Annotated in this window: 25 protein-coding genes; 18 read left to right on the top strand and 7 right to left on the bottom strand. The window is 60.2% G+C overall.

Features of this window, described 5'->3' with window-relative positions:
• Positions 1 to 70: 70 nt before the first annotated feature.
• Genes WDB88_RS08445 through WDB88_RS08425 form a run of 5 tightly spaced genes read left to right on the top strand, consistent with a single transcriptional unit; the run spans position 71 to position 4,307 of the window.
• Positions 71 to 862: an ABC transporter ATP-binding protein gene (locus WDB88_RS08445; protein ID WP_339107230.1), complete on the top strand. Its 792-nt coding sequence runs from the start codon at positions 71 to 73 to the stop codon at positions 860 to 862.
• Positions 859 to 1,563: an ABC transporter ATP-binding protein gene (locus WDB88_RS08440; RefSeq protein WP_339107229.1), complete on the top strand. Its 705-nt coding sequence runs from the start codon at positions 859 to 861 to the stop codon at positions 1,561 to 1,563. Before WDB88_RS08445 ends, WDB88_RS08440 begins: the two co-directional genes overlap by 4 nt.
• Position 1,564: 1 nt before the next feature.
• Positions 1,565 to 1,927, top strand: a complete 363-nt coding sequence (locus WDB88_RS08435; RefSeq protein WP_339107228.1) for a hypothetical protein — start codon at positions 1,565 to 1,567, stop codon at positions 1,925 to 1,927.
• Positions 1,927 to 2,979: a branched-chain amino acid ABC transporter permease gene (locus WDB88_RS08430; protein WP_339107227.1), complete on the top strand. Its 1,053-nt coding sequence runs from the start codon at positions 1,927 to 1,929 to the stop codon at positions 2,977 to 2,979. Before WDB88_RS08435 ends, WDB88_RS08430 begins: the two co-directional genes overlap by 1 nt.
• Entirely contained in the window at positions 2,976 to 4,307 is a 1,332-nt protein-coding gene (locus WDB88_RS08425) for a branched-chain amino acid ABC transporter permease (RefSeq protein WP_339107226.1), read from the top strand. Before WDB88_RS08430 ends, WDB88_RS08425 begins: the two co-directional genes overlap by 4 nt.
• A gap of 36 nt (positions 4,308 to 4,343) precedes the next feature.
• Here WDB88_RS08425 and WDB88_RS08420 read toward each other — a convergent pair whose 3' ends face one another.
• From WDB88_RS08420 to WDB88_RS08400, 5 genes are all read right to left on the bottom strand, one after another.
• Entirely contained in the window at positions 4,344 to 4,619 is a 276-nt protein-coding gene (locus WDB88_RS08420; protein ID WP_339107225.1) for an antibiotic biosynthesis monooxygenase, read from the bottom strand.
• Positions 4,592 to 5,221, bottom strand: a complete 630-nt coding sequence (locus tag WDB88_RS08415; protein ID WP_339107224.1) for a hypothetical protein — start codon at positions 5,219 to 5,221, stop codon at positions 4,592 to 4,594. The genes WDB88_RS08420 and WDB88_RS08415 overlap by 28 nt, the downstream gene beginning before the upstream one ends.
• A 353-nt stretch (positions 5,222 to 5,574) precedes the next feature.
• A complete protein-coding gene (gene guaA / locus WDB88_RS08410; protein ID WP_339107223.1) occupies positions 5,575 to 7,137 on the bottom strand; it encodes a glutamine-hydrolyzing GMP synthase in 1,563 nt (520 codons plus the stop codon).
• Positions 7,138 to 7,287: 150 nt separating this feature from the next.
• A complete protein-coding gene (aroB, locus tag WDB88_RS08405) occupies positions 7,288 to 8,397 on the bottom strand; it encodes a 3-dehydroquinate synthase (RefSeq protein ID WP_339107222.1) in 1,110 nt (369 codons plus the stop codon).
• Positions 8,390 to 8,947, bottom strand: coding sequence for a shikimate kinase (locus WDB88_RS08400; protein ID WP_339109503.1), 558 nt, complete (start codon positions 8,945 to 8,947; stop codon positions 8,390 to 8,392). Before WDB88_RS08400 ends, aroB begins: the two co-directional genes overlap by 8 nt.
• Positions 8,948 to 8,992: 45 nt before the next feature.
• Between WDB88_RS08400 and WDB88_RS08395 the strand changes: the two genes are divergently transcribed.
• From WDB88_RS08395 to WDB88_RS08380, 4 genes are read left to right on the top strand one after another with little or no spacing between them, the layout of a single operon-like run.
• Entirely contained in the window at positions 8,993 to 9,379 is a 387-nt protein-coding gene (locus tag WDB88_RS08395; RefSeq protein WP_339107221.1) for a hypothetical protein, read from the top strand.
• 13 nt (positions 9,380 to 9,392) lie between these two features.
• Entirely contained in the window at positions 9,393 to 11,009 is a 1,617-nt protein-coding gene (locus WDB88_RS08390; RefSeq protein ID WP_339107220.1) for a hypothetical protein, read from the top strand.
• Complete coding sequence (locus tag WDB88_RS08385; protein ID WP_339107219.1) at positions 11,006 to 11,953, top strand: site-specific tyrosine recombinase XerD; 948 nt, start codon at positions 11,006 to 11,008, stop codon at positions 11,951 to 11,953. Before WDB88_RS08390 ends, WDB88_RS08385 begins: the two co-directional genes overlap by 4 nt.
• A 30-nt stretch (positions 11,954 to 11,983) precedes the next feature.
• Positions 11,984 to 13,309 (top strand): HlyC/CorC family transporter, encoded by a 1,326-nt coding sequence (locus WDB88_RS08380; protein WP_339107218.1) that lies wholly within the window; start codon positions 11,984 to 11,986, stop codon positions 13,307 to 13,309.
• 63 nt (positions 13,310 to 13,372) lie between these two features.
• Here WDB88_RS08380 and WDB88_RS08375 read toward each other — a convergent pair whose 3' ends face one another.
• Complete coding sequence (locus WDB88_RS08375) at positions 13,373 to 14,851, bottom strand: trimethylamine methyltransferase family protein (protein ID WP_339107217.1); 1,479 nt, start codon at positions 14,849 to 14,851, stop codon at positions 13,373 to 13,375.
• Positions 14,852 to 14,926: 75 nt separating this feature from the next.
• Entirely contained in the window at positions 14,927 to 16,561 is a 1,635-nt protein-coding gene (locus WDB88_RS08370; protein ID WP_339107216.1) for an alpha-glucosidase, read from the bottom strand.
• A 251-nt stretch (positions 16,562 to 16,812) separates the two neighbouring features.
• Between WDB88_RS08370 and WDB88_RS08365 the strand changes: the two genes are divergently transcribed.
• From WDB88_RS08365 to WDB88_RS08325, 9 genes are all read left to right on the top strand, one after another.
• A complete protein-coding gene (locus WDB88_RS08365) occupies positions 16,813 to 17,838 on the top strand; it encodes a LacI family DNA-binding transcriptional regulator (protein ID WP_339107215.1) in 1,026 nt (341 codons plus the stop codon).
• A 111-nt stretch (positions 17,839 to 17,949) separates the two neighbouring features.
• The gene (locus WDB88_RS08360; RefSeq protein WP_339107214.1) at positions 17,950 to 18,933 is read left to right on the top strand and encodes an ROK family protein; all 984 of its coding nucleotides are present in this window, start codon (positions 17,950 to 17,952) and stop codon (positions 18,931 to 18,933) included.
• 122 nt (positions 18,934 to 19,055) lie between these two features.
• Entirely contained in the window at positions 19,056 to 19,331 is a 276-nt protein-coding gene (locus WDB88_RS08355; protein ID WP_339107213.1) for an STAS domain-containing protein, read from the top strand.
• Positions 19,328 to 19,693 carry a response regulator gene (locus tag WDB88_RS08350; protein ID WP_339107212.1) on the top strand — a complete coding sequence of 122 codons (366 nt, stop codon included), beginning with the start codon at positions 19,328 to 19,330 and terminating at the stop codon, positions 19,691 to 19,693. The genes WDB88_RS08355 and WDB88_RS08350 overlap by 4 nt, the downstream gene beginning before the upstream one ends.
• Positions 19,694 to 19,704: 11 nt before the next feature.
• Positions 19,705 to 21,888: a chemotaxis protein CheA gene (locus tag WDB88_RS08345; protein ID WP_339107211.1), complete on the top strand. Its 2,184-nt coding sequence runs from the start codon at positions 19,705 to 19,707 to the stop codon at positions 21,886 to 21,888.
• Positions 21,889 to 21,893: 5 nt separating this feature from the next.
• Positions 21,894 to 22,361 carry a chemotaxis protein CheW gene (locus WDB88_RS08340; protein ID WP_339107210.1) on the top strand — a complete coding sequence of 156 codons (468 nt, stop codon included), beginning with the start codon at positions 21,894 to 21,896 and terminating at the stop codon, positions 22,359 to 22,361.
• The gene (locus WDB88_RS08335; RefSeq protein WP_339107209.1) at positions 22,358 to 23,200 is read left to right on the top strand and encodes a protein-glutamate O-methyltransferase; all 843 of its coding nucleotides are present in this window, start codon (positions 22,358 to 22,360) and stop codon (positions 23,198 to 23,200) included. Before WDB88_RS08340 ends, WDB88_RS08335 begins: the two co-directional genes overlap by 4 nt.
• 15 nt (positions 23,201 to 23,215) lie before the next feature.
• Positions 23,216 to 23,602 carry a response regulator gene (locus WDB88_RS08330; protein WP_339107208.1) on the top strand — a complete coding sequence of 129 codons (387 nt, stop codon included), beginning with the start codon at positions 23,216 to 23,218 and terminating at the stop codon, positions 23,600 to 23,602.
• Entirely contained in the window at positions 23,599 to 23,991 is a 393-nt protein-coding gene (locus WDB88_RS08325) for a hypothetical protein (protein WP_339107207.1), read from the top strand. The genes WDB88_RS08330 and WDB88_RS08325 overlap by 4 nt, the downstream gene beginning before the upstream one ends.
• Positions 23,992 to 24,015 lie beyond the last annotated feature (24 nt).

Raw genomic sequence — 24,015 nt, 5'->3', positions numbered from 1 at the left:
CCCGGGCTGTTTTCCGTAGCGCAAGGATCAGGGGTCAAGGGTCCGGCGCGGTCAACAGACGGGACAAAAAATGATAAGGGTTGAAAACCTAAAGAAACAATTCGGCGGCTTCCATGCTGTCGACGGGGTCACATTGGACATCGCCAAAGGCTCGATCACCGGCTTGATCGGCCCGAATGGCGCGGGAAAATCCACCCTGTTCAACGTCATCGCAGGCGTCCATAAACCGACCTCCGGTCAGGTCTTTCTGGATGGCGAGGACATCACCGGCCTTTCACCGGATTCCTTGTTTCACAAGGGCTTACTGCGCACTTTTCAGATTGCGCATGAATTCCCTTCGCTCACGGTGCGCGAAAACCTGATGATGGTGCCCGCAGGCCAGAGCGGCGAAACGCTCTGGTCGGCCTTGTTCCAGCGCAAGAAAATCCGCGAGGAAGAAGCACAGCTTCTGAAGAAAGCCGATGAGGTGCTTGATTTCCTTACGATTTCCCATCTGAAGGATGAAAAGGCCGGCAACCTGTCGGGCGGTCAGAAAAAGCTGCTGGAATTGGGACGCACGATGATGGTCGATGCGAAGATCGTCTTCCTTGACGAGGTCGGCGCCGGTGTCAACCGCACTCTGCTGAACACGATCGGCGATGCCATCGTACGGCTCAACAAAGAGCGCGGCTATACATTCTGCGTGATCGAACATGACATGGATTTCATCGGGCGGCTCTGCGATCCGGTCATCGTGATGGCCGAGGGCAAGATGCTGGCCACGGGGGCTCCCGATACGATCATGCAAAACGAAGCGGTCATCGAAGCCTATCTGGGCACCGGACTGAAGAACAAGGCCGTTGTGGCCACGGAGGCAGAATGAGCTTTCTCTCAGCATCCCAGATGACTGGCGGCTATGGCAAGGCGGATATCCTGCATGGCTGCACATTAACGGTCGAGAAAGGCCAGATTGCGGTGATCGTCGGCCCGAACGGGGCCGGAAAATCCACCGCGATGAAGGCCGTGTTCGGCATGTTGCCGCTGCGCAGCGGCTCGGTCACGCTGGATGGCGACGACATCACCTCCCTCACGCCGCAGGACCGTGTTGGCCGCGGAATGGGGTTTGTGCCGCAGGTCAACAATGTCTTCCCGACGATGAGCGTCGAGGAAAATCTTGAGATGGGCGCATTCACCCGCCGCGACGATTTCCGCGATACTATCGAGCAGGTCTACGAGCTTTTCCCGATCCTGCGCGAAAAACGTCGGCAGAATGCGGGCGAGTTGTCGGGCGGGCAGCGTCAGCAGGTGGCCGTGGGCCGTGCGCTGATGACGAAACCCAAGCTGCTGATGCTGGACGAGCCCACCGCAGGGGTCAGCCCGATTGTGATGGACGAGCTTTTCGACCGCATCATCGACGTGGCACGGACAGGGATCTCGATCCTGATGGTGGAGCAGAACGCGCGCCAAGCCCTTGAAATCGCGGATGTCGGCTATGTTCTGGTGCAGGGCGCAAATGCCTATACCGATACCGGCCCCGCGCTTCTGGCTGATCCGGAAGTGCGCCGCACCTTTCTTGGGGGATAAGATGAAAAACATCCTATATCCCTTTGTTCTAATATCTTTTTTCGCGCAAGCTTGCGCTGCAGAAGGTCGCAAGGACACGCTTCTGACCTGTCACTTCGACAGCCGCGAGGTCATCCTTTCCCAGGATGGCGCCGACGGATTGCTCTGGACCGATAACCGCGACCATACCACCGGCGTCATGGCCGCATGGACGCGCAACGACACCAGCATACAGATCACAACGCCTCTGGTGATGGATCTTTCCGTCATGATCACCCTGCCGGCAATGGACCATATCCCCGCTGGCACGCCTGCAAAATTCACCCGTTCGGGACTGGGGCTGACGCCGACCGCTCTCGACGGCACTTGTGAGGAACCGGTTTAATGGAAGCCCTCAACGCATTGGTGGCCTTCGCCAATTACGTCTTCATCCCCGCGCTGTCCTATGGCTCGCAACTGGCCCTTGGCGCGCTTGGAGTGACCCTTGTCTACTCGATCCTGCGCTTCTCGAATTTCGCGCATGGCGATATGATGGCCTTCGGCACGGGCGTGACAATTCTTGTGACATGGCTTTTGCAGGATGCCGGTCTGGGCCTTGGTCCCTTGCCCACGGCGCTTCTGGCGCTGCCGATCGGCATCGTCGTCACCGCCGCGCTGGCCTTGGTGACAGACCGCCTTGTCTATGCCCATTACCGCAAGATCCGTGCGACACCGGTGGTGCTGGTCATGGTCTCGGTCGGGGTGATGTTCGTGATGAACGCGCTGACGCGCATCATGATCTCCGTGCTCTCCGTGCCTGTTCTGGGCGCGAAGGAGGCGGTCTCGGGCGTCGACGAAATCCGCTTTGCCGATGGCGAACGCTTTCTGGTCTCGGCGCGCGCATTCAAGAACTGGAGCGGCCTGTCGGAGCCGCTGGCCATCCGCGCCAGCTCGGCCATCACCTTCGTCACCGCAATCCTCGTGATGATCGCGCTATTCTGGTTTCTGAACCGGACGCGGGCGGGCAAATCGATGCGCGCTTTCTCGGATAACGAGGATCTGGCGCTTTTGTCGGGGATCGACCCCAAACGTGTGGTGATGATCACATGGATCATCACCGCCGCCCTCGCCACCATCGCAGGCACGCTTTACGGGCTTGATAAATCCTTCAAGGCTTTCAACTACTTCCAGCTGCTTCTACCGATTTTCGCCGCCACCATTCTGGGCGGGATCGGCAATCCGGTCGGGGCCATTGTCGGCGGCTATATCATCGCCTTCTCGGAGGTGGGTGTGACCTATGCGTGGAAGAAAATCGCGACCTATCTGATCCCCGGTTGGGAGCCCTCGGGCCTCGTGCAACTGCTCTCCACCGATTATAAATTCGCGGTCAGCTTCACCATCCTGATTGCCGTGCTGATCTTCCGTCCCACCGGTCTTTTCAAGGGGAAATCGATATGAGTTCTCGTCAAGCGGATGCCGCAGCGGGCGGCAAACTGCGCACCCCCATTCTGTTTCTTGCCTTGCTGGCGCTGTTCGCAATCGAGGCGGCGACATCAGGCTGGAATGCGGCTTTGGTGATTTTGAACATGGGCGTCATCAGCGCGATCATGGCGCTGGGGCTCAATCTGCAATGGGGCTATGCGGGCCTGTTCAACGCGGGCACTATGGGCTTTATCGCCTTGGGTGGCGTTGCGCCTGTGCTGATCTCTATGCCTGCCACCCAAGGCGCGATGAGCGCGGGTGGTTGGCGCATCCTGCTGGCGCTGGCCATCGCCATTGCGGTGCTGGCGATTGCGGTGCAACTGTGGAAGCGGCTGCGTAAAGGGCTGCGCGGGCTGGCCACCTGCCTCGTGCTGGTGATCGGTTTCTTCCTGTTCCGCGGCGTCTTCGATCCCGGCGTCAGCGCGGTGGAGGCGATCAACCCCTCCGCACAGGGCTATCTGGGCGGGCTCGGATTGCCGGTGCTGTTGGCATGGCCGGTCGGGGCGCTGTTTGCCGCGCTGGCTGCATGGGCTATCGGCAAGGCCGCTTTGGGCCTGCGCTCGGACTATCTGGCGATTGCCACGCTTGGCATCGCGGAAATCATCGTGGCCGTGCTGAAAAACGAGAACTGGCTGGATCGGGGGGTGATGAATGTCAACGGCATCCCGCGCCCCTTCTTCATCCCGCGCGAGATAGACCTGCAGGCCTCGGGCGAGTTCGTCGCCCATGCCGCGCAATTCGGCATGGATCCGGTGCTGGCCTCGACCGTATTCGTCAAACTCCTGTATCTTGTGCTTTTCTCGGTGGTGCTGGTGGTTTTCGTGATTGCTGCGCAACTGGCCCTGCATTCGCCCTGGGGCCGCATGATGCGCGCCATCCGCGAAAACGAGGTGGCAGCCGCGGCTATGGGCAAGAACGTGACGAAGCGCCATTTGCAGATCTTCATCATCGGTTCCGCCATCTGCGGTTTCGCAGGGGCCATGATGGTGACGCTGGACGGCCAGTTGACCCCTGCAACCTATAACCCGCTGCGCTTTACCTTCCTGATCATGGTGATGGTGATCCTTGGCGGGTCGGGCAATAACTGGGGCGCGGTTCTGGGCGGTATTCTGGTATGGTTCCTGTGGATCAAGGCCGAGGCTTGGGGGCCGGATCTGCTGCAGCTTCTGACCGCAGGCATGGCACCGGGCGCGCTCAAGGACCATCTTCTGGAATCTGCGGCCCAGATGCGCTATCTGGCGATGGGGCTGGTCCTGCTGCTGGTGCTGCGCTTTGCGCCACGCGGGCTTCTGCCCGAGCGCTGATGATAACTGGCGTGTCCCGTGACAAACGGGATGCGCCTAACTCCGCGTGATGTCATAGTCGCGCTTGATCGCACGGGTCCTTTCGCCCCAGATCGAATGGGCAAGCCGCGATTGATGCGCCTCAAGCGCCCGCCTGTCGATAAAGCTTTCGGTCACGCGCCAGACCAGCGGATCTTCGGTTTCCTCCACCTCGAATAGCAGGCATCCCGGCTCGGCCAGTGTCAGCGCACGGTGTTGCGGCAGATAGAGGCGGATAAGCTCGGCCTCCTCGCGGTTTTTACAAATCAGATGGCCAGAGACATGGACCGGCATAGCGTTTCTCCCGGACGACTGGATCTGAGAACCAGATTTGGAATCAGATGTGCTTGTTCCAGAAGTTTATCGTCAAACGCCGGAGCCACCAAGATACCCGTTTGCGGCGTGGTCAGACGCGACGCATCAAACAGGTTGCGATGCACATGGAACAGATCCGCATGGACCGCCTGCACCGGTTTGTAATACAGCAACACTCTGTGCCCTTCGGCATCCAGAAGCTGCATCCGTAGCCCCTGAAAGGCATCCATCACCAGAACCGGTGCCTGTCTGACGGTCATCTGGTCCAAAGAGCCGGCGGCATCACTTGTGGGCATATAGCGCGGCAGGTGATCCATCCTCACGCGCCCGTGCAGATAGCGGTCATAATAGTCCAGACAGGCGCGCAGCTCGTTCAGGCACCCGATCAACCCGCGATCCATATCCGCCGCGTTCTGACGGGCGATCTGCGCCCCGTGCTGCAAGGCCCGCCGCACCGACACGCCATCATCACGTAGAAAATGCGCCTCCAACGGGCCATAGGCCTCTTCCAAAGCGCGCAGCCCCAGAACCATACCGGAAAGATGCAAAGGCTTCCGGTTCAGGTCGACGAGCTTACTCATATCACCATCCATGCAATCCTCCTTGGGTTGAAATCCTAAAGGCACGATGGGCGGCAAATGGTTAACAGATATTGAAATAAGGCAGGAAATCCTGAGGATGAAACAAAACCACAGGTTGCATACAGGCAATACTCCGAAGGGCGATCATATTTTATGCAACATGCTTATAATAAAGCCTGCCAGAGTATGACGCCAATGCCTCAAAGCCCGCACGAGTGCAAAGAGACGCGTCCGAAAAGCGGCCCGATGCGAGGGAAACTTTTGGCCTCGCCTTCTGACGACGCATGGCGGGCACAAAAAAGCCCGCAAGAATGCGGGCTTAAATGCAGTTTCTCAGGAATCAACGTCCGAAATCATTCCCACTCGATCGTGCCCGGGGGCTTCGAGGTGATGTCATAGGTCACGCGGTTGATACCCTTGACTTCATTGATGATCCGCGTGGCTGTCTCGCCAAGGAAGTCGTGGGTGAAGGGGTAGTAATCCGCCGTCATCCCATCGACCGAGGTCACCGCGCGCAGCGCACAGGCGTAGTCATAGGTGCGACCGTCGCCCATAACGCCCACGGTCCGTACCGGAAGGATCGCCACGAAGGCCTGCCAGATTTCGTCATACAGGCCATGCTTGCGGATCTGGTCGATATAGACCGCATCCGCTTTGCGCAGGATCTCCAGCTTTTCGCGGGTGATCTCGCCGGGGCAGCGGATCGCCAGACCCGGTCCGGGGAACGGGTGACGGCCGATGAAGCTATCGGGCAGACCGAGTTCACGGCCAAGCTCACGAACCTCGTCCTTGAAGAGCTCCCGAAGCGGTTCGACCAGCTTCAGACCCATCTTTTCGGGCAGGCCGCCAACATTGTGGTGCGACTTGATGGTGACCGAAGGACCGCCCGAGAAGGACACGGATTCGATCACATCGGGATAGAGCGTGCCTTGCGCCAGGAATTCGGCGCCCTCAATCTCATTGGCGTATTTCTGGAACACGTCGATGAAGAGCTTGCCGATGGTCTTGCGCTTGACCTCGGGGTCCGAGACCCCTTCCAGTGCGCCGATGAACAGATCGGATTCATCTGCGGCGATCAACTTGATATTATAGTTATCGCGGAACATGGCGACGACCTGCTCGGCCTCGTCTTGACGCAGAAGCCCGTGGTCGACGAAGACGCAGGTCAACTGCTCGCCGATGGCCTCATGCAGCAGGATCGCGGTGACCGAGCTGTCAACGCCGCCGGAGAGGCCGCAGATGACCTGCTTGTCGCCAACCTGTTCGCGGATGGTCTTGATGGCTTCCTCGCGGTAGGCGGCCATGGTCCAGTCGCCGGTAAAGCCTGCTTTGCGCAGGAAGTTCTCGATCAGCGCCTTGCCGTTGGGCGTATGATGCACCTCGGGGTGGAACTGGACCGCGTAGAACTGGCGGCTTTCGTCTGCGGTGATTGCATAGGGCGCATTCGGCGAGGTGCCGATGACCTCGAAGCCCGGAGCAAGCTGGGTCACGCGGTCACCGTGGCTCATCCAGACCTGCTCGCGGCCATCATTGAGGAAGAGACCGGCAAAGATACCGTCGAGCTTGTGGCCTTCGGCAGGCGTCACATAGGCGCGGCCATATTCGGCATGATGGCCTGCTTCGACTTTGCCGCCGAGCTGTTCCATCATGACTTGCTGACCGTAGCAGATGCCAAAGATCGGAAGGCCCATCTCGAACAGGACCTGCGGCGCGCGGGGAGAGCCTTCGCGCGTCACGCTGTCAGGACCGCCCGAGAGGATCACGGCCAGAGGCGCGATCTCGCGGATCACCTCTTCGGTGACCGATTGATAGGGGCGGATTTCGCAATAGACATTCAGCTCGCGCAGGCGGCGCGCGATCAGCTGCGTCACCTGGGAACCGAAGTCGATGATAAGGAGGGTCTGATGCTGTGCCATATGCGAGCCTTTAAGGGGCGTTTTTCACAAAGGCAATAACTTTGCGAAAGCCGCGTGTGGATGGGGAGAAGACGGGGGCTCTGCCCCCTCTGGCGCGGGATGCCCCGCGCCATTCACCCCCGGGATATTTCGGGCAGCTGGATGCAGGGGTTACCGCCGACGGCCGAGGGCTTCTTCCAGCACCGTCTTCAGGGTGTCGCGCGGGACGTCGGAGGTGACAAAGGCCTCGCCTATGCCGCGCGCCAGAATGAAGCGGAGCTTGCCATCGAGAACCTTCTTGTCCTGCGCCATCAGCGCGATGAGGCCTTCGGCGTCGGGCAGCGGACCCTCGATATCGGCAAGGTCGGTTTTCATGCCCATCGCGCGCAGATGGGCGCGGACGCGCGAGGGGGCCTCCTGTGCGCAAAGGCCCAGTTTCTGACTGAGTTCAAAGGCCAGGGCGCAGCCGATAGAGACGCCCTCGCCGTGAAGCAGGCGGCTGGAATAGCCGGTGGCTGATTCCAGCGCATGGCCGAAGGTATGGCCGAGATTCAGAAGGGCGCGGTCGCCTTCTTCGGTTTCGTCGCGCGCCACGATATCGGCCTTCATCTGCACCGAGCGACGCACGGCCTCCTGACGCAGCGCCGTATCGCCTTTGGCCAATGCGGGGCCATTGGTTTCCAGCCAGTCGAAGAAATCTGCCGAGCCAAGCAGACCGTATTTCGCCACCTCGCCATAGCCTGCAAGGAAATCGCGCGGGGTGAGCGTGCCCAATAGGTCGATATCGGCCAGCACCAGGGACGGTTGATGGAAGGCCCCGATCAGATTTTTGCCGCTGGGCGCATTGATCCCCGTCTTGCCGCCGACCGAGCTGTCCACCTGTGCCAGAAGCGTTGTCGGGATCTGCACGAAGCGCACACCGCGCCGCAGGACCGAAGCCGCAAAGCCCACGAGGTCACCGATCACGCCGCCGCCAAAGGCGATGACGATATCCTTGCGTTCGACCTTCTGTTCCAGCAGCCATTCCACCGTATGGGTGAAATGCGGCCAGCTTTTGGTGGATTCGCCTGCCGGAAGCGTCAGGGATACCATCTCCATATCCCCCAGCCCCGCGCGCAGCGCTGCCAGATGAAGTGCGCCCACGGTCTCGTCGGTGACGACCGCCACGCGGGGACGGCGCAAGAGCGGCGCGATCTCGGCCCCCGCACGGGCCAGAAGCCCTGCCCCGATCCGCACCTGATAGGCGCGCGCGCCCAGTTCCACCGCTACGATATCAACCATTCTGTCGCTCCGTCTTGAATAGGTCCGGCACCTTATGCAGCGCCTCGAGCACCTTGGCTGTCATCGCGCTCACATCGGTTTGAGGACCGGCTTCCACATGTATCTGCGCTTGGGCATAGACCGGAAGGCGTGCCTCCAGCATGGCGCGCAGGGTGCCTTTCGGATCAGCGGTTTTCAGAAGCGGGCGCGTTGTCTTGAGCCGCACGCGATGCCACAGGGTCTCCAGATCGGCCTGAAGCCAGACCGACACACCGCGTTCGGCGATGACGCGTCGATTGGCTTCGGACAGAAACGCCCCGCCGCCGGTGGAAATCACCGCAGGGGCACCGCGCAACAACCGTTCGAGGATCTCGGTTTCGCGCGCACGAAAGAACGGCTCGCCATCGCGGGCGAATATCTCGGCGACACTCATCTGCGCAGCCTCTTCAATGGCCTCGTCGCTATCGAGAAAGGGCACATCGAGCGTCTGGGCCAAAGCCTGACCGATCGTGGTCTTGCCGCAGCCCATCATGCCCACCAACACGATGCTTCTTTCCAGCCGGTTTGTCACTCGTCCGCCCACGCGCCCCTCTTGTCTTGCCCTACAGTCGCCTCTGTGCACCACCGCACCGGAAATCGCAAAAAGGCCTGCAAGCCTCTTACTTGGCGCAATCGTGAAGATTTCCTTCCTCAATGGCGTGAACTTCCCCAAAATGCCAGTTATAATGTGCAGGATTTTGTGATCGATGCGGCAGCGGGGGACGGTTATCCGCCTTGCACCTGCCGCATCAACGCCGTGAAATCGCAAGAGCAGAACGCGAAAAGACATAACAGACGAAAGACGTGGGGACAGATGGGGCGCATCTTCAAAGTAATCGTAATCCTGTTGATACTGGCCGTTCTGGCCGTCATCGGTTACGCCTATATCGGTGATATGGCGCCGCGGCAGGAAGAGACATCCGTGGACGTTACCTTGCCGGACCAACCGGCCGCGCAAGAATAACCGGAGATCAGGCGTGGCCACCCCTCCTCTTGCAGCTGCGGCGATTCTCTGGATTGGGACGGTCGGCTGGGCGCAGGCTCAGGAGGATGCGCCGATTTCGGCCATCGACTGGCTGTCCAACTCGATCGTGACACCGACCGCCATGCCCGCCAGCCCGACCTTGGGGGGCGCGCAGCCCGCCACTCCCGGCGGAAGCCTATCGGTGATGCCACCGGTTCCGGGCGAGCCTCCCATCAGCAAAGGCGTGGGAACGGAAGATATTTCCGTTTTCACTCTGGGTGGACCCGATCCGAATATGATCGGGCTTCTGCCTGCGGCGCGCGCGGGCCTGCCCAAAACGCTTTGGGGCAAAACGCCAGAGACAGATCTGGTGGCGCTGGTGCGCAAGGAGCAGATCAATACCGCGCTGCCGGCCATCCAGTCTCTCTTGCAAAAACTGCTGCTGGCCGAGCTGGACCCGCCCGAGATTTCCAATCCCAATCGCGAAGACAGCCTGTTTCTGGCGCGGATCGACAAGCTGCTGGATCAAGGCGCTTTGGAACCGGCTTTAGCGATGCTCGAACAGGATACGACCGCCGATCCGGAAGTGTTCCGCCGCCGTTTCGATGTGGCGCTTTTGTTGGGCGAAGAAGACAGCGCCTGCAAGCTGATGGACACCACCCCCGATGTGGCACCGTCTTTCGGGGCGCGGATCTTCTGTCTGGCACGCAACGGGGATTGGGAAGCGGCGGCTGTGTCGTTGCAAAGCGGCGAGGCTTTGGGGCAGTTCGATCCGGAAACCGCGACCCTTATGGAGCGGTTTCTGGAACCCGAATTGACCGATGACAGCGAGGATCTGCCGCCGCCCACCCGCATCACCCCGCTGAATTTCCGCATGATGGAGGCCATCGGGCAATCCCTGCCCACCACCAGCCTGCCTTTGGCCTTTGCCCATGCCGATCTCCGCTCGAATAACGGCTGGAAAGCCCAGATCGAGGCGGCCGAACGGCTGGCACCGCATGGGGCGATCGACCCGAACCAGCTTCTGGGCCTTTATACCGAACGTCGGGCAGCGGCCTCCGGCAGCCTATGGGATCGAGTCTCGGCGGTATCGCAACTGGATAAGGCGGTGGAGGAAAACGATCTCGACAAAATCAACGAGATCCTGCCGCAAGCCTATAAAGCGATGGAACAGGTCGAGCTGGAGCCTGTTCTGGCCCAGCTTTACGGGCCGCGACTGGCGGCGATGGATTTGCAGGGCGTGGCCAAGCAGATCGGTTTCCGGCTGGGCCTGCTGTCGGAAGATTACGAGAATGTCGCCAAGAATGCGGCGGATGACGATCCCGATGATGCGCTGCTGATCGCGCTTGCCTTGGGCAATACCGAAACCGTTCCCGCACAGGACCAGCTTGGCCTTGCGCTCAAACGCGTGTTCGACGCCCCGCCCGAACAGGCCCCCGCGCCCTATCGTGGTCTCCTGCCCGACCAGCTTGGTGCGGCGGTGCTGGAAGCGGCGGATGACATCACTAATGGCGCCAGAGGCGATTACCCCCGTATGGTGAACGGCCTGACACTGCTGCGGCTGGTCGGGCTAGAGGATGTAGCGCGCCGCACCGCCTTGGAAATGATCATTCTGGAGCGCCGGGGATGAGTGATCCTGTCCCGACAGATCTCAACTGGCTGTCGATCTTTCTCGAGGCGCAGGCCGCCGAAGCGGGGGCTGCGCATAATACCGTGCTCAGCTACGGGCGCGATCTGAACGACTTTCTGGCCTTCACAAGCGCCAGGTCGCTGTCTTTCGGCACGCTTGCACAGGATGATATCGAGACCTATCTGATCCGCTGCGAGGCCGATGGTCTGGCCCAATCCACCCGCGCGCGCCGACTGTCGGCCATCCGGCAGCTTTTCCGTTTTGCCTATGAGGAAGGCTGGCGCAGCGACAACCCGTCTTTGCGGATCAGCGGCCCCGGCAAGGTGAAGGCATTGCCGAAAATCCTGTCGATAGAAGAGGTTGACCGCCTGCTTGTGGCGGCGCGCGATCATGGGCGCCATCCGATTGACCGCGCTCGCAATCGCTGCCTGATGGAAATGCTCTATGCCACCGGCATGCGTGTCAGCGAGCTGGTCACCCTGCCCGTTTCAGGCGCGCGCGGCAATCCGGCGATGCTGATGGTCAATGGCAAGGGCGGCAAGGACCGTATGGTTCCGCTGTCCGAACATGCGCGTCAGGCGCTGGCCGATTGGATCATATTGCGCGACGAAGCCGAAGATGACGCCCATCGCAAGGCCCGCAAGCCCTTGTCACGCTTTCTTTTTCCCTCTTCGGGCAAAGACGGGCATCTGACGCGGCAGGCTTTCCACCGGTTGTTGAAAGACTTTGCGGTCGAGGCGGGGATAAGCCCTGCCAAAGTCACGCCGCATGTGCTGCGCCACGCCTTTGCCACGCATCTGTTGCAAGGCGGCGCAGATTTACGGGCGATCCAGATGCTTTTGGGGCATGCGGATCTTTCCACGACAGAGATCTATACCCATGTGTTGGACGAGCGGCTGAAAACGCTGGTGATGCAGCATCATCCGCTGGCAAAACGATCTTGAAGCAGGGCAAAAGCAGTATAAAACTCGGCTATGGACACCAATTTTCTTGATGCCGCCTTCATCGGCTCGGCTGCAACCATCCTGATCCTTCTGGCCTTCTCGGCCTTTTTCTCGGGGTCCGAGACCGCATTGACCGGCGCGAGCCGCGCCAAATTGCGTGCACGTGCCGATAAGGGCGAGAAAGGCGCGGATGTGGCGCTGAATGTCACCGAAGACAGCGAAAAGCTGATCGGGGCCATTCTGCTGGGCAATAACGTCGTCAATATCCTGTCGACATCGCTGGCCACCGCCCTTCTGACACGGGTCTTCGGGGATTCCGGCGTGGCGCTGGCCACTTTAGCCATGACGGTGCTCGTGCTGATCTTTGCCGAGGTTCTGCCCAAGACCTATTCGATCAACAATCCCGAGACCGTGGCCACCAAGGTGGCCCGTCCGATCAAGCTGATCACCATCCTGCTTGCCCCCGTTGTCGCGATTGTCCGCCTTGTGGTGCGGGGGATCTTGCGGCTTTTCGGCCAGAGAACCAATGCCGATACGCATATGTTCTCGATCCATGAAGAGATTGCGGGCGCGCTGGCCTTGGGGCAATCCGAAGGCACCGTGGATAAGGAAGACCGCGACCGGCTTCTGGGCGCGCTGGATCTGGGCAACCGGACGGTCGAAGAGATCATGCTGCACCGCAGCCATATCGAGATGCTCGATGTGAATTCCGAACCGAGCGAGATCCTGACCGCTGTGTTGTCCTCGCCCTATACCCGTTTGCCGCTTTATGATGGCGAGCGGGAGAATGTCGTGGGGATCATCCACTCCAAAGACCTGCTGCGCGCGGTGGAGAAGCTCTTGCGCGAGGATGGGTCTACCTTGCAAAGCATCCGCCAGCTGGATGTGACGCAGGTGATGATGAAGCCCTATTTCATCCCCGAAACCTCGCCGCTGGATGAACAGATGCGCGAATTCCTCAAGCGCCGCACCCATTTCGCGCTGGTGGTGGATGAATATGGCGACCTTCGCGGCCTGCTGACGCTGGAGGATATTCTGGAAGAGATCGTGGGCGAGATCACCGACGAACACGACCCCACAGCGCCCTCGCGGCTGCTGCCCAATGCGGCTGGCGATTATATTGTCGATGGCGGCATGACCATCCGCGACCTCAATCGCGAAACAGACTGGTCCCTGCCCGATGACGAAGCCCATACGATTGCCGGTCTGGTGATCCACGAGGCCCAGACCATCCCGACGCCGGGTCAGGTGTTCAGCTTCCATAGCTTCCGCTTCGAGGTACTGGCCCGCAAGGATAACCGCATCACCCGCCTGAAGATACGCCCGCTCCTGCCCTCGGCGGCAGAAGAGGGCTAACATGGCGGCCTGCCCCTGCGACCAAACCGGTTTGGATAAGATCCAAACCGGTTTTTTTCTTGCCTAGCCGCGTTGTATTTCCGCTTTGCGGCGGGCCACGAAAGCCTCAAGCGCGGCGCGCCGTTCGGGGGCCAGAGCTGGCGGCTGGTAAGTCTGCAACAGCGCCGACACCCGCTGATGGGCATGCCAGACGGTATCGGGCCGCCCCGCGTGATCCCATGCGTCAAATGGCCGGTCCTCGACCACCTCGCTTTTCCAAAGCCGCGCCTGCCCCTCGGCAAGGGTTTCCTGCGCCCCCAGATAATGCCCGCCCGGCCCGACCTCGCGCAGGGCCGCAAGCGCGGCACCGCTTGGGGCCGCAATCCCGCCATACTGGCGCAGCATGGCCGAAAGCTGATCGGCATCCAGCACGAATTTCTCCGCCGAGGTCGCCAGACCGCTTTCCAGCCAGCCGCAGCCATGCAGCATGAAATCCACCCCTGCAAGCTGGCTGGCCCAAAGCGACCCTGCCGCCTCGTATCCGGCATGGGCATCGGACTGGAACGCCCCCGTCAGGCAGCCGCCCGCCCGATAAGGCACCCCCAACCGCCGCGCAAGCTGGCCTGCGGCAATGGTCAGCTGTGTGACTTCCGGAGAGGCGAAAATCGAGGCACCGGTCCTGAGATCCAGCGCACTGGCGTAAAGACCAAAGATCACGGGCGCGCCGGAGCGTATGAGTTGCGCATAGGCGATGCCGGCCATGACTTCGGCCAGAGCCTGCGCCAGCGCCCCTTCCACAGTGACCGGCGCGGTGGCCCCCATGATCGCATAGGCCGAGATCACCGTCGCCTGCCCCGCCTGCGCATAGAGTTCCAGACATCGGCTCATGGTCGCATCGAAGCTCAGCGGCGAACCGATATTGATCAATGCGCTCAGCAGCACCGGCAACTCTGTCCCTTCATATCCGAACAGGATCTTCGCGAAGGCGATGGAATCGCGGGCCCGTTCAGGGTCGGTTGAGGCCCCCATGAACGGCTTGTCCGACAGTGTCGCATGTGCCAGCAACATATCCAGATGGCGGGTTTCCAGCGGCAGGTCCGTCGGTTCGCACAGCGTGCCGCCCGCATGGGTAACGCTGTCGCACGCTTGCGCCAGACGCATCAGAAGCTGGAAATCGCCAAAACGCGCATCCCGTCGTCCAGCCACCGGATCTTGCACGAAAGGCGGGCCATAGACCGGCGCAGTCACCGGCCGCGCGCCGCCGATCTCGACATCGCGGGCCGGATTGGCGGCATGCTGCACGAAACGGGCGGGGGCGGTCTGGCACAATTTGCGGGCAAGACCACGCGGCAGATACACCCTTTCGCCCTGCACCTGCGCCCCGACAGCCTGCCAGCGGGCCAGTGCCTCGGGGTGATCGGTGAAATTGATCCCGATCTCGGCGAGAATCGTCTCGGCCTCGGCCTCGATCTCCGCCGCCTTGGCCTCACTGAGCAGATCACAGGGCGGGATACGGCCCATCGGCTGCACGGCGCTATGTGGCGAGGAGGACGGCAGGGGCATTCGGGGTTCCGTTCATGGCAGACAGGTTCGGCCCCGATCTTGCCCCCGAACCCCGCCGGAGTTCAACCGCCCTGCTCAACTCTGTTGCAAAAGCAGAAGACTGGCCTGCCACGGGCCCAGATGCAGGCTGTGATCGGGATTGGGCCGGATCGATCCCAGTTCGCCCGCAATCGTCACCCAGTTGCCCGCAGGCACCGTCACACTGACCGGATGATCCGACAGGTTGAAAAAGCATTGCACCACCTCGTCCTCCAGCACGCGCTGGAAGGCCAGCACCTCGTCGCCTGCCCAGACATCGCGGATATCCCCCTTGCGCAAGGCCGGATGGTTGCGCCGGAACGCCAAGGCCCGACGGTAGTGATGCAGCAGGGCCGAAGGGTCCTTATCGGCGGCATCCACGGCAAGACGGGCATGGGCACGCGGCACCGGCAACCACGGTTTCGCCTGCGAGAAGCCCGCATAGGGGGCCTCCTCTTCCCAGACCATCGGCGTGCGCGCGCCGTCGCGCCCCTTGAACTCGGGCCAGAACTCGATGCCATAGGGGTCTTGCAGGTCTTCGTAATCCAGCTCCGCCTCGGGCAGGCCCAGCTCTTCGCCCTGATAGAGACAAAGGGAGCCGCGCAGACAGGACATCAGCGTGGTATAGAGGCGTGCCGCCTGCGGCACGAGCCCCCAGCGCGTGATATGGCGCTCCACGTCATGGTTGGTAAAGGCCCAGCAGAGCCAGCCATCTGGCACCACTTCGGCCACCTTGTCGAACACCGCCTTGAAGCTGCTTGCAGGCAGGGGCGCGTGGCCCGAGAGGAACTCGAAAGCATAGGACATATGCACCTTGTCATTGCCCGACGTATATTCCCCCAGAAGCTCCAGCCCCCGCTGGGCATCTCCGACCTCGCCCACCGCAGCCGCATTATAGCCGTTCATCAAGGTGCGCAGCTTGCGCAGGAACTCAAGATTGCGCGGATGGTTCTTGTCGTAAAGATGGAGCTGGTGATTATAGGGATTGACCTTGGGGGCGGTGGAATCATTGCGCTGTTCCGGCGGCAGGGGCGGATTGTCGCGCAGCTTCTCGTCATGCATGTAATAATTGACCACATCCAGACGGAACCCATCCACCCCGCGGTCCAGCCAGAATTTCGACACATCCAGCAATGCCTGCTGCACCTCGGCGCAGTGATGGTTGAGATCGGGCTGCTGGGTCAGGAAGTTATGCAGATAATATTGCTCGCGGCGGCTGTCCCAATGCCATGCCGAACCGCCGAACATCCCCAGCCAGTTATTGGGCACCGTGCCATCGGGTTTCGGCTCGGCCCAGACATACCAGTCGGATTTCGGATTATCGCGGCTGGAACGGCTTTCCTTGAACCAGGGATGCTGGTCGGAAGTATGCGAGAAGACAAGATCGATCAGCACCTTGATGCCCAGAGCATGGGCCGTCTCGATCACCTGATCGAAATCGGCCAGCGTGCCGAACATCGGATCGATATCGCAGTAATCGGCGACATCATACCCGAAATCCTTCATCGGAGAGGTGAAGAACGGCGAGATCCAGATCGCATCCGCCCCGAGCCGCGCGATATGCGGCAGGCGACGCACGATCCCCAGAAGATCGCCGATCCCGTCCCCGTTGCTGTCTTGGTAACTGCGCGGATAGATCTGGTAGATCACCGCACCACGCCACCAGTCGGGATCCTTGCGCATCACACTCATACCAGCTGTCTCCTTTTGTCACTCTCCGGTCCTCGTCGCGTTCAAAGGATAGGAAGCCCTGCAAACGAGATGAACCCCTATGACAAAAAACTGAGGTGGAATATGTCGCGCGGGCCCATGCTGCGGCCCTGAAGCGACACCTGCATGCAACACCGCCCGTCTTTGACGAAAGAGACGGCAAAATCAGTTTGGAACCATTTCAAACCGTTTTAGCGTTTCCTTTCAAAGGACCAGATATCTCGGGGTTTGAAATGACGCTGAAAGACCTCGCCCGTCAACTCGGGCTTTCGCCCACGACTGTCAGCCGCGCGCTCAACGGGTTTCCCGAAGTGGCCGAGGCCACGCGCCTGCGCGTATGCGAAGCCGCGCGCGAAAGCGGCTACCATCCCAATATGCAGGCCCGCCGCCTTGCCACGGGCCGCGCGATGGCCATTGGCCATATCCTGCCGATGGCGCCCGAGCATGATCTGGTCAATCCGGTCTTTGCCGACTTCATCGCCGGAGCTGGCGAGATCTATGCATTGCGCGGCTATGATCTGGTGATGACCCTCGTGCCCGCTCAGGACGAAGAGGCCGCCTATCGCGCGATGGCCGCCAAACATAATGTCGATGGGGTGATCCTGCACGGGGCGCGCCAGAATGACCCCCGCCCCGCGCTTTTGCGCAGTCTGGGCCTGCCGTTTGTCACGCATGGCCGACCGCCCGCATCGTCCGAGACCGATCTCTGGGTCGATGCCCATCATGAAGCCGCCTTCGAGCAGCTGACCGCTCTGCTGCTGGATCAGGGGCATAGGCAGATCGCCTTTATCAACAGCCCCGATCCCCTGCAAAGCTCGGCCTATCGCCGCACGGGGTTCGAGCGCGCCTTTCTGGCCCGCGGGCTGGAGGTGCCACGGCTCTATATGGTCGCGGGGGAGGTTTCCGATGAAACCGGCCGCGACGCGGCGGCTGAAATGCTCAGCTGGGAACAGCGCCCCAGCGCCTTTGTGACCGCCTCGCTGATGGCTGCGATGGGGGTGCGGCGGGCCGTCGAGGATACGGGACATGTCTTGGGGCGCGATATTTCGGTGGTGACATGGGATGACGAGCTGTCCTTTGTCAGCAATCGTGGCCTGAACCCGCTTTATACCACGATGAAATCCCCGATCCGCGAGGCCGGACAGCGCGCCGCGCAGATGCTGATTGACCGGATCGAGACCCCCGAGATCGCCCAGTCGCCCCTGCTGATCGAGCCTGCCTTGCTGATGGGACATTCCATCGGCGCGTGGAACGGCTGACCGGCGCCGATCAGCCAAGGCGCGGGGGCGCCACTGTTAGCGCCCAAACGCACCCTTGCTTGGCCCTGTCAGGGCCTCTATCAAAGGGCGAGGATCGCTGAGGAGACCGAGATGCACACAGCTACCGCCCCCCGTTACACGCTTCTGGCCGATATCGGCGGTACCAATACGCGGGTGGCCCTGGCGCAGGGCTCGACGCTGGTGCCCGCCTCGGTCGCGCGGTTTCCCAATAAAGGGCGGGCCGCTCTGGAAGAGATCCTGACAGAATATATGGTGGCCGAGCGGGTATCCAATCTGGCGGGCGTCTGTGTCGCGGTGGCCGGGCCGGTATCGGTTGATGGTCAGGACGCACGAATGACCAATCTGGACTGGACAATCCGTGCCAGTGCCCTGCAGGCCACGACAGGGGCCGCGCATGTGTCCATCCTGAACGATCTTCAAGCTCAGGGCCATGCGCTTTCGGGGCTGGCTCCCGAGGCGCTGCGGATGGTTCTGCCCGGTGCCCCCGCGCCCAAGGGGGCCGCGCAGCTTGTCGTGGGCATCGGCACCGGCTTCAATGCCGCGCCCGTGCATCACGCACCGCAGGGCTATGTCGTGGTGCCCGCGTCGGAATGCGGCCATATCACCCTGCCCCTGCGCAGCGAATTGCATATCGAGATCAAGCGCTATTTCGAACGCAAGCACCGCTTTGCCAGTGTCGAACATGCCTGCGCCGGACGTGGTCTGGAACGAATCTACGCCTTCGTGACGGGACAGGAGGACGCCACGGTCGACGGAAAAGAGATTCTTTCCCTCATGCAAAGTGAAGACCGTGACGCCTTAAAGGCTGCCGAAATCTTCACGACTCTCCTTGGAGGTGTGCTGGGCGATCTCGCACTGACCCACCTGCCCTTTGGTGGCATTTATCTGATTGGCGGGGCCGCCCGCGCGATAGAACCTTGGCTGGAACGGTTCAATTTCCAGCAAGCCTTTAAAGACAAAGGATCTTTTTCAGACTACATGGAGCGGTTTTCGATCCATGTGGTGGAAGATGATTATGCCGCGCTGGCAGGCTGCGCAAATTATCTTGCCGCCCATAAGCTGGGATTGCTGTAAAGCGACGCCGACCCCTGTGTCGTCAAGTCTATGTTAACAGACCTGCGCTAAACCCATTTCATTACCGAATGAAAGGGGAACTAGGTGCAGTTTTCTCACTCAGACATCCCTGGGGGTCGCACATGACGACGCTTCCCCTGGACCCAAAGCTAGACCTGACCAAGGTCGCAGGACTAACGGATACACTTCGCTCTCATAAGGGTAGCGATCTGGTTATCGATGCCGCAGAGGTAAGCCATCTGGGGGCTTTGGGCCTGCAGGTTCTTGTTTCCGCCGCGAAGACCTGGCGTGACAGCGGTCACTCGCTGACAATTTCTCCCCGTTCCGAAGCCTTCGACGAAGCGCTTGGGATCTTTGGGGTTTCCCTTGATGATTTACAATCCACGGAGGCCGCATGAGCCTGACAGTTCTGGCCGTCGACGACAGCCGTACCATCCGCGACATGCTCAAACTCGCTTTGAAAGATGCGGGCATTGAACTTCACGTCGCCGAAGATGGCGTGCACGGGCTTGAGGTGCTTGAGGGCATCGAACCCGACGCGATCATCTCCGATATCAACATGCCGCGCCTCGACGGCTTTGGCTTCATCGAAGCCGTCCGCGGTCAGGAAAAGCATCGGGCAACCCCGATCCTCGTCCTCACGACAGAATCCGCCCCTGAACTGAAGGCACGTGCCCGTGCGGCAGGTGCAAGCGGCTGGATCGTGAAGCCTTTCGACCCGCCCAAGCTGGTTAAGGCACTTCAGATGGTGGCAGGCTAAGGGAGGGATCCATGTCTGATCCGATGGCAGAAATTCGGGCCAGTTTCTTTGTTGAATGCGAAGAACTGCTTGAAAGTCTTCAGGACGCACTCATCGAGATGGATGAAGGCGCCTATGATAACGAGACGATCAACGTCGTCTTCCGGGCCGTGCACTCCATCAAAGGTGGGGCTGGAGCCTTCGGACTGGACGCGCTCGTCGCATTCGCCCACCGGTATGAAACGGTGATGGATGAGGTGCGCTCCGGCAAACTTCAGCTTTCGCCCGATGCCGTAAAGCATTTTTTCCAATGCGCCGATTTCCTGTCGGATCACGTCCGTGCAGCACAAGCTGGTGATCCTCCGCCACAAGGGGCCGAGGAAGCCCTGTGCGAGCTGGAATCCCTGATGGGCATGGCCCCTGGCGGGGCTGTCGAGGAAGAGGAAGTCTCCTCTGACGATTTCCAGCCGATGGGGTTGAGTTTTGATCTTGATCTGGGGGCAGTTGACGAGGTCAGCGAAACCCGGATCGAAGTGGACTTCGTGCCCAAGGCCGAATTGTTCACCTCGGGCAATGAGCCGCTGCATCTGTTCCGTGCCTTGCACGAGCTATGTCCGGAAATGGTGGCGACCCTTGATCTGGATGCCATCCCCGAGCTCGACGACCTCAATCCGGAGATCCCCTATCTGTCCTGGAATGTTGTTCTGACAGGCGATGTCAACGAGATGGATATCCGCGAAGTCTTCGATTTCGTGGAAGATGTCAGCACGCTTGAAATCAAACAGGATAACGGCGTCGAAAACAGTTTTCTCCCTTTTGCCAATGACGGCGCAGAAGCATCGACTGATGCCGTCATGGATGCAGAATTCATGGATGCCCCGTCATCACCTGCTCCGCAACCCGAGCCCACGGCAGTAATGCCCGCTCCTGTGGAGGCGACACCTGCGCCCGAACGGGCGGCTCCGAAAGAGACGGAGGCGGGGGCCGCTGCGGCGCAAGCGAAACATGGCAATGACCCGTCCCCCACCGTACGTGTGGATCTGGACCGGATCGACCGTCTTGTGAACCTTGTCGGGGAGCTGGTCATCAACCAGGCAATGCTCGCACAAAGCGTGGCCGAGGCCGGTTTGCCACCGAACTCTGCCGTCATGACCGGGCTTGAAGCCTTCATGATGCTGACCCGGGATATTCAGGACTCGGTCATGATGATCCGGGCACAGCCTGTCAAACCGCTCTTCCAGCGGATGGGGCGGATTGTGCGCGAGGCGTCGGCCGCAGTTGGCAAGGATGTCCGGTTGAAGGTCGAAGGCGAAACGACCGAGGTCGACAAGACCGTCATCGAACGCCTTGCAGATCCTTTGACCCATATGATCCGGAACTCGGTCGACCACGGTCTCGAGACGCCCGATAAGCGTCGCGCGGCAGGAAAACCCGAAGAAGGCGTCATCACACTCTCGGCGCAGCATCGCTCGGGACGTGTGGTTATCGAAATCGAAGATGATGGTGCAGGGATCAACCGGCCGAAAGTCCTGGCAAAGGCCATCGAAAAAGGTCTTGTCGCGCCCGAGGCGCAACTGACGGATGCAGAGATCGACAACCTGCTGTTCTTGCCGGGTTTCTCTACAGCAGATCAGGTCTCGGCCTTGTCCGGTCGTGGTGTCGGTATGGATGTCGTGCGTAGCTCTATCCAGTCTCTGGGCGGGCGGATCACCATCCATTCAGAACCCGGCAAGGGAACGATCTTCTCGATCTCTCTGCCGCTCACCCTGGCCGTGCTGGATGGTATGGTCGTGAATGTCGCCGGAGAAACGCTGGTCGTGCCTTTGAACGCCATTCTGGAAACGCAGACCCTTACGGCGGAAGATCTGCGGAAACTGGGGCCGACGACCAATGTCATCCATGTCCGTGGCGAGTTCGTTCCCCTTTACGATCTTGGGGCCGAGCTTGGATATCGCGGCGCGAAAAGCAACTATGAGGGATGCATCGTCTTGCTCACCGCGCAGGAAGATGGCCGCCGGAATGCCCTGATTGTCGACCAGATCATGGAACAACGTCAGGTCGTGATCAAAGGTCTGCAGCAAGCCTACGGGCACATCCCCGGCATCGCCGCAGCCACTATTCTTGGCGATGGTCAGATCGCTCTGATCCTTGACCCCGCCGACCTTGTTCAAAACGCAACCGGCCACACCCGGTCCGACTTTGCCCTAGCAGGATGATTAAGATGACTGAAACAGCATCGAGCCAAACCTCGTCCGAGATCGAACTTCTGTCTTTCCGCTTGGCAGACGAAGAATATAGCGTCGATATCATGTCTGTGCGCGAAATCCGTGGATGGACGCGTGCAACCCCTCTGCCGCATGCCCCGCCGCATGTGCGTGGTGTCATCAACCTGCGCGGCACAGTGCTGCCGGTGGTGGATTTGTCCGTCCGTTTGGGCATGAGCCCAGTAGAAGGCGATGCGCGTAACGTGATCATTGTGGTCCAGTTCGGCAACCAGACCGCAGGGCTGCTTGTCCATGCCGTATCGGATATTCTCTCGATCCCGCGCGAAGAGCTACAACCGCCGCCGGATCTCGCTGCGGATATGTCGCATAGCTTCATTTCGGCACTGACCATTGTGGAAGGACGTATGATCCGCGTCTTGGATCTCGCCACGGTTCTGCCCGAAGATACCGCGGAAGCCGCATGAACGCACTAACCCCCAATATTCCCCAGACGACCCCTAGCGAGAAAGAACTGGCAGAAATTGCCGCGATTCTTATGGCGCATGCGGGAATCGTCCTGGCACCGGGAAAGGGCTCGATGGTCCAATCCCGGCTACAGAAACGGCTTCGTGCTCTGGGGCTGAACTCCTACCGTAGCTATATCGACCTCGTCAGCAGTCAGGACGGCCTGAGCGAACGTCAGGAGATGATTTCTGCCCTGACCACGAATGTGACGAATTTCTTCCGAGAAAATCATCATTTCGAAACGTTGAAGACAACGGCCCTGCCTCAGTTGTTGGCCTCGCGCGGCAAAAGGCTCCGTATCTGGTCGGCGGGCTGCTCCAATGGTCAGGAAGCCTATTCGATCTTGATGACTGCGGCAGAATCCGTCCGAGATTTCGACCAGTCCGATATCCGGCTTCTGGCAACCGATATCGATCCGGTCATGATCCGACGTGGCACTGCGGGCGTCTATTCTGAGACTATTCTAGAAGCCGTTCCCGGCCCTCTTCAGAAAAAGTACTTTCAGAAGCACGGGGAAGATTTTCAGGTTCTAGACAGGTTGCGCAATCGCGCAGCCTTCCGCGAGCTGAATATCCATTCGGATTGGCCAATGAAAGGCCAATTTGACATCATCTTCTGTCGGAACATGATGATCTATTTTTCTCCAGAAGCCCAAAACCTTCTGTGGAAACGTTTTGAAAAAATCCTTGCTCCGGGCGGCTGGCTTTTTGTTGGCCATTCCGAGCGGGTTCCGCTGGACACGGGCAGCAAACTCCTGCCGGCCGGAATCACCACTTATCGACTCCCCGAAACGGGTTAATGAAGGAGGCCACAAATGGCATTGCGAGACCAACTTAAAGTCATGGTGGTCGATGATATGTCCACAAGCCGCGGCCTGATCCTACAGGCGCTGGACGCTATGGGTATTCGCCAAGTGGGCTATGCAGTCGATGGCCCGGGCGCATTGAGCATTCTGGAGAAAACTCCGGTCCACCTTGTCATCTCGGACTATAACATGCCGGGAATGGACGGGCTGCAGCTGCTTCATGCGATCCGTAAAAATCCGAAGACCCAGCGTAGCGGGTTCATTCTGATCACGGGTCGTGCGGATAAAGAGATCATCGAGAACGGCAAGAAGCTTGGCATGAACAACTTCATCAAGAAGCCGTTCCAGCCGCAAGATCTTCGCAACTGCATCGAGGCCGTTGTGGGGCGCCTATGATCACCAGCACCGCACAGGAAACCATTCCGCCAAAGCATCAAGACCTACCTCTTGATGCGTTGGCAGCTCGTGTTGGCGACGAGCTGGAAACTCTGGCACGTCTTTCCGCCGATGTTCAGAAAGCGATTTCGGAATGCGAATTTTCCGAACATACGCGGGCCGAGGCGATCCGGGGGATGCAAGGCATCGACCGGATCACACAATCGCTCGAAGATCTTGGTCGCCTGATGGCGGCGGTCTCGGGGGAAATGCCGGAGGGCGTGAAACTTCACGCCGTTCCGATCCTGTCCCGTCTGCGACTTCACGAGCTGATCACAAATCTCAATCCGTCCCAGGACCGGATCGTGCTCAGCCATGAAGAAGCCGATGGCGAAATCGAGTGGTTCTAAGCGGAGCAACCCGCTTAGAACGAT

The organism is Thioclava sp. GXIMD4216 (assembly GCF_037949285.1).
Classification (GTDB): Bacteria; Pseudomonadota; Alphaproteobacteria; order Rhodobacterales; family Rhodobacteraceae; genus Thioclava; species Thioclava litoralis.
The sequence above is the reverse complement of the archived record's forward strand: the minus strand, read 5'-3'. Positions and strand labels throughout refer to the sequence as shown.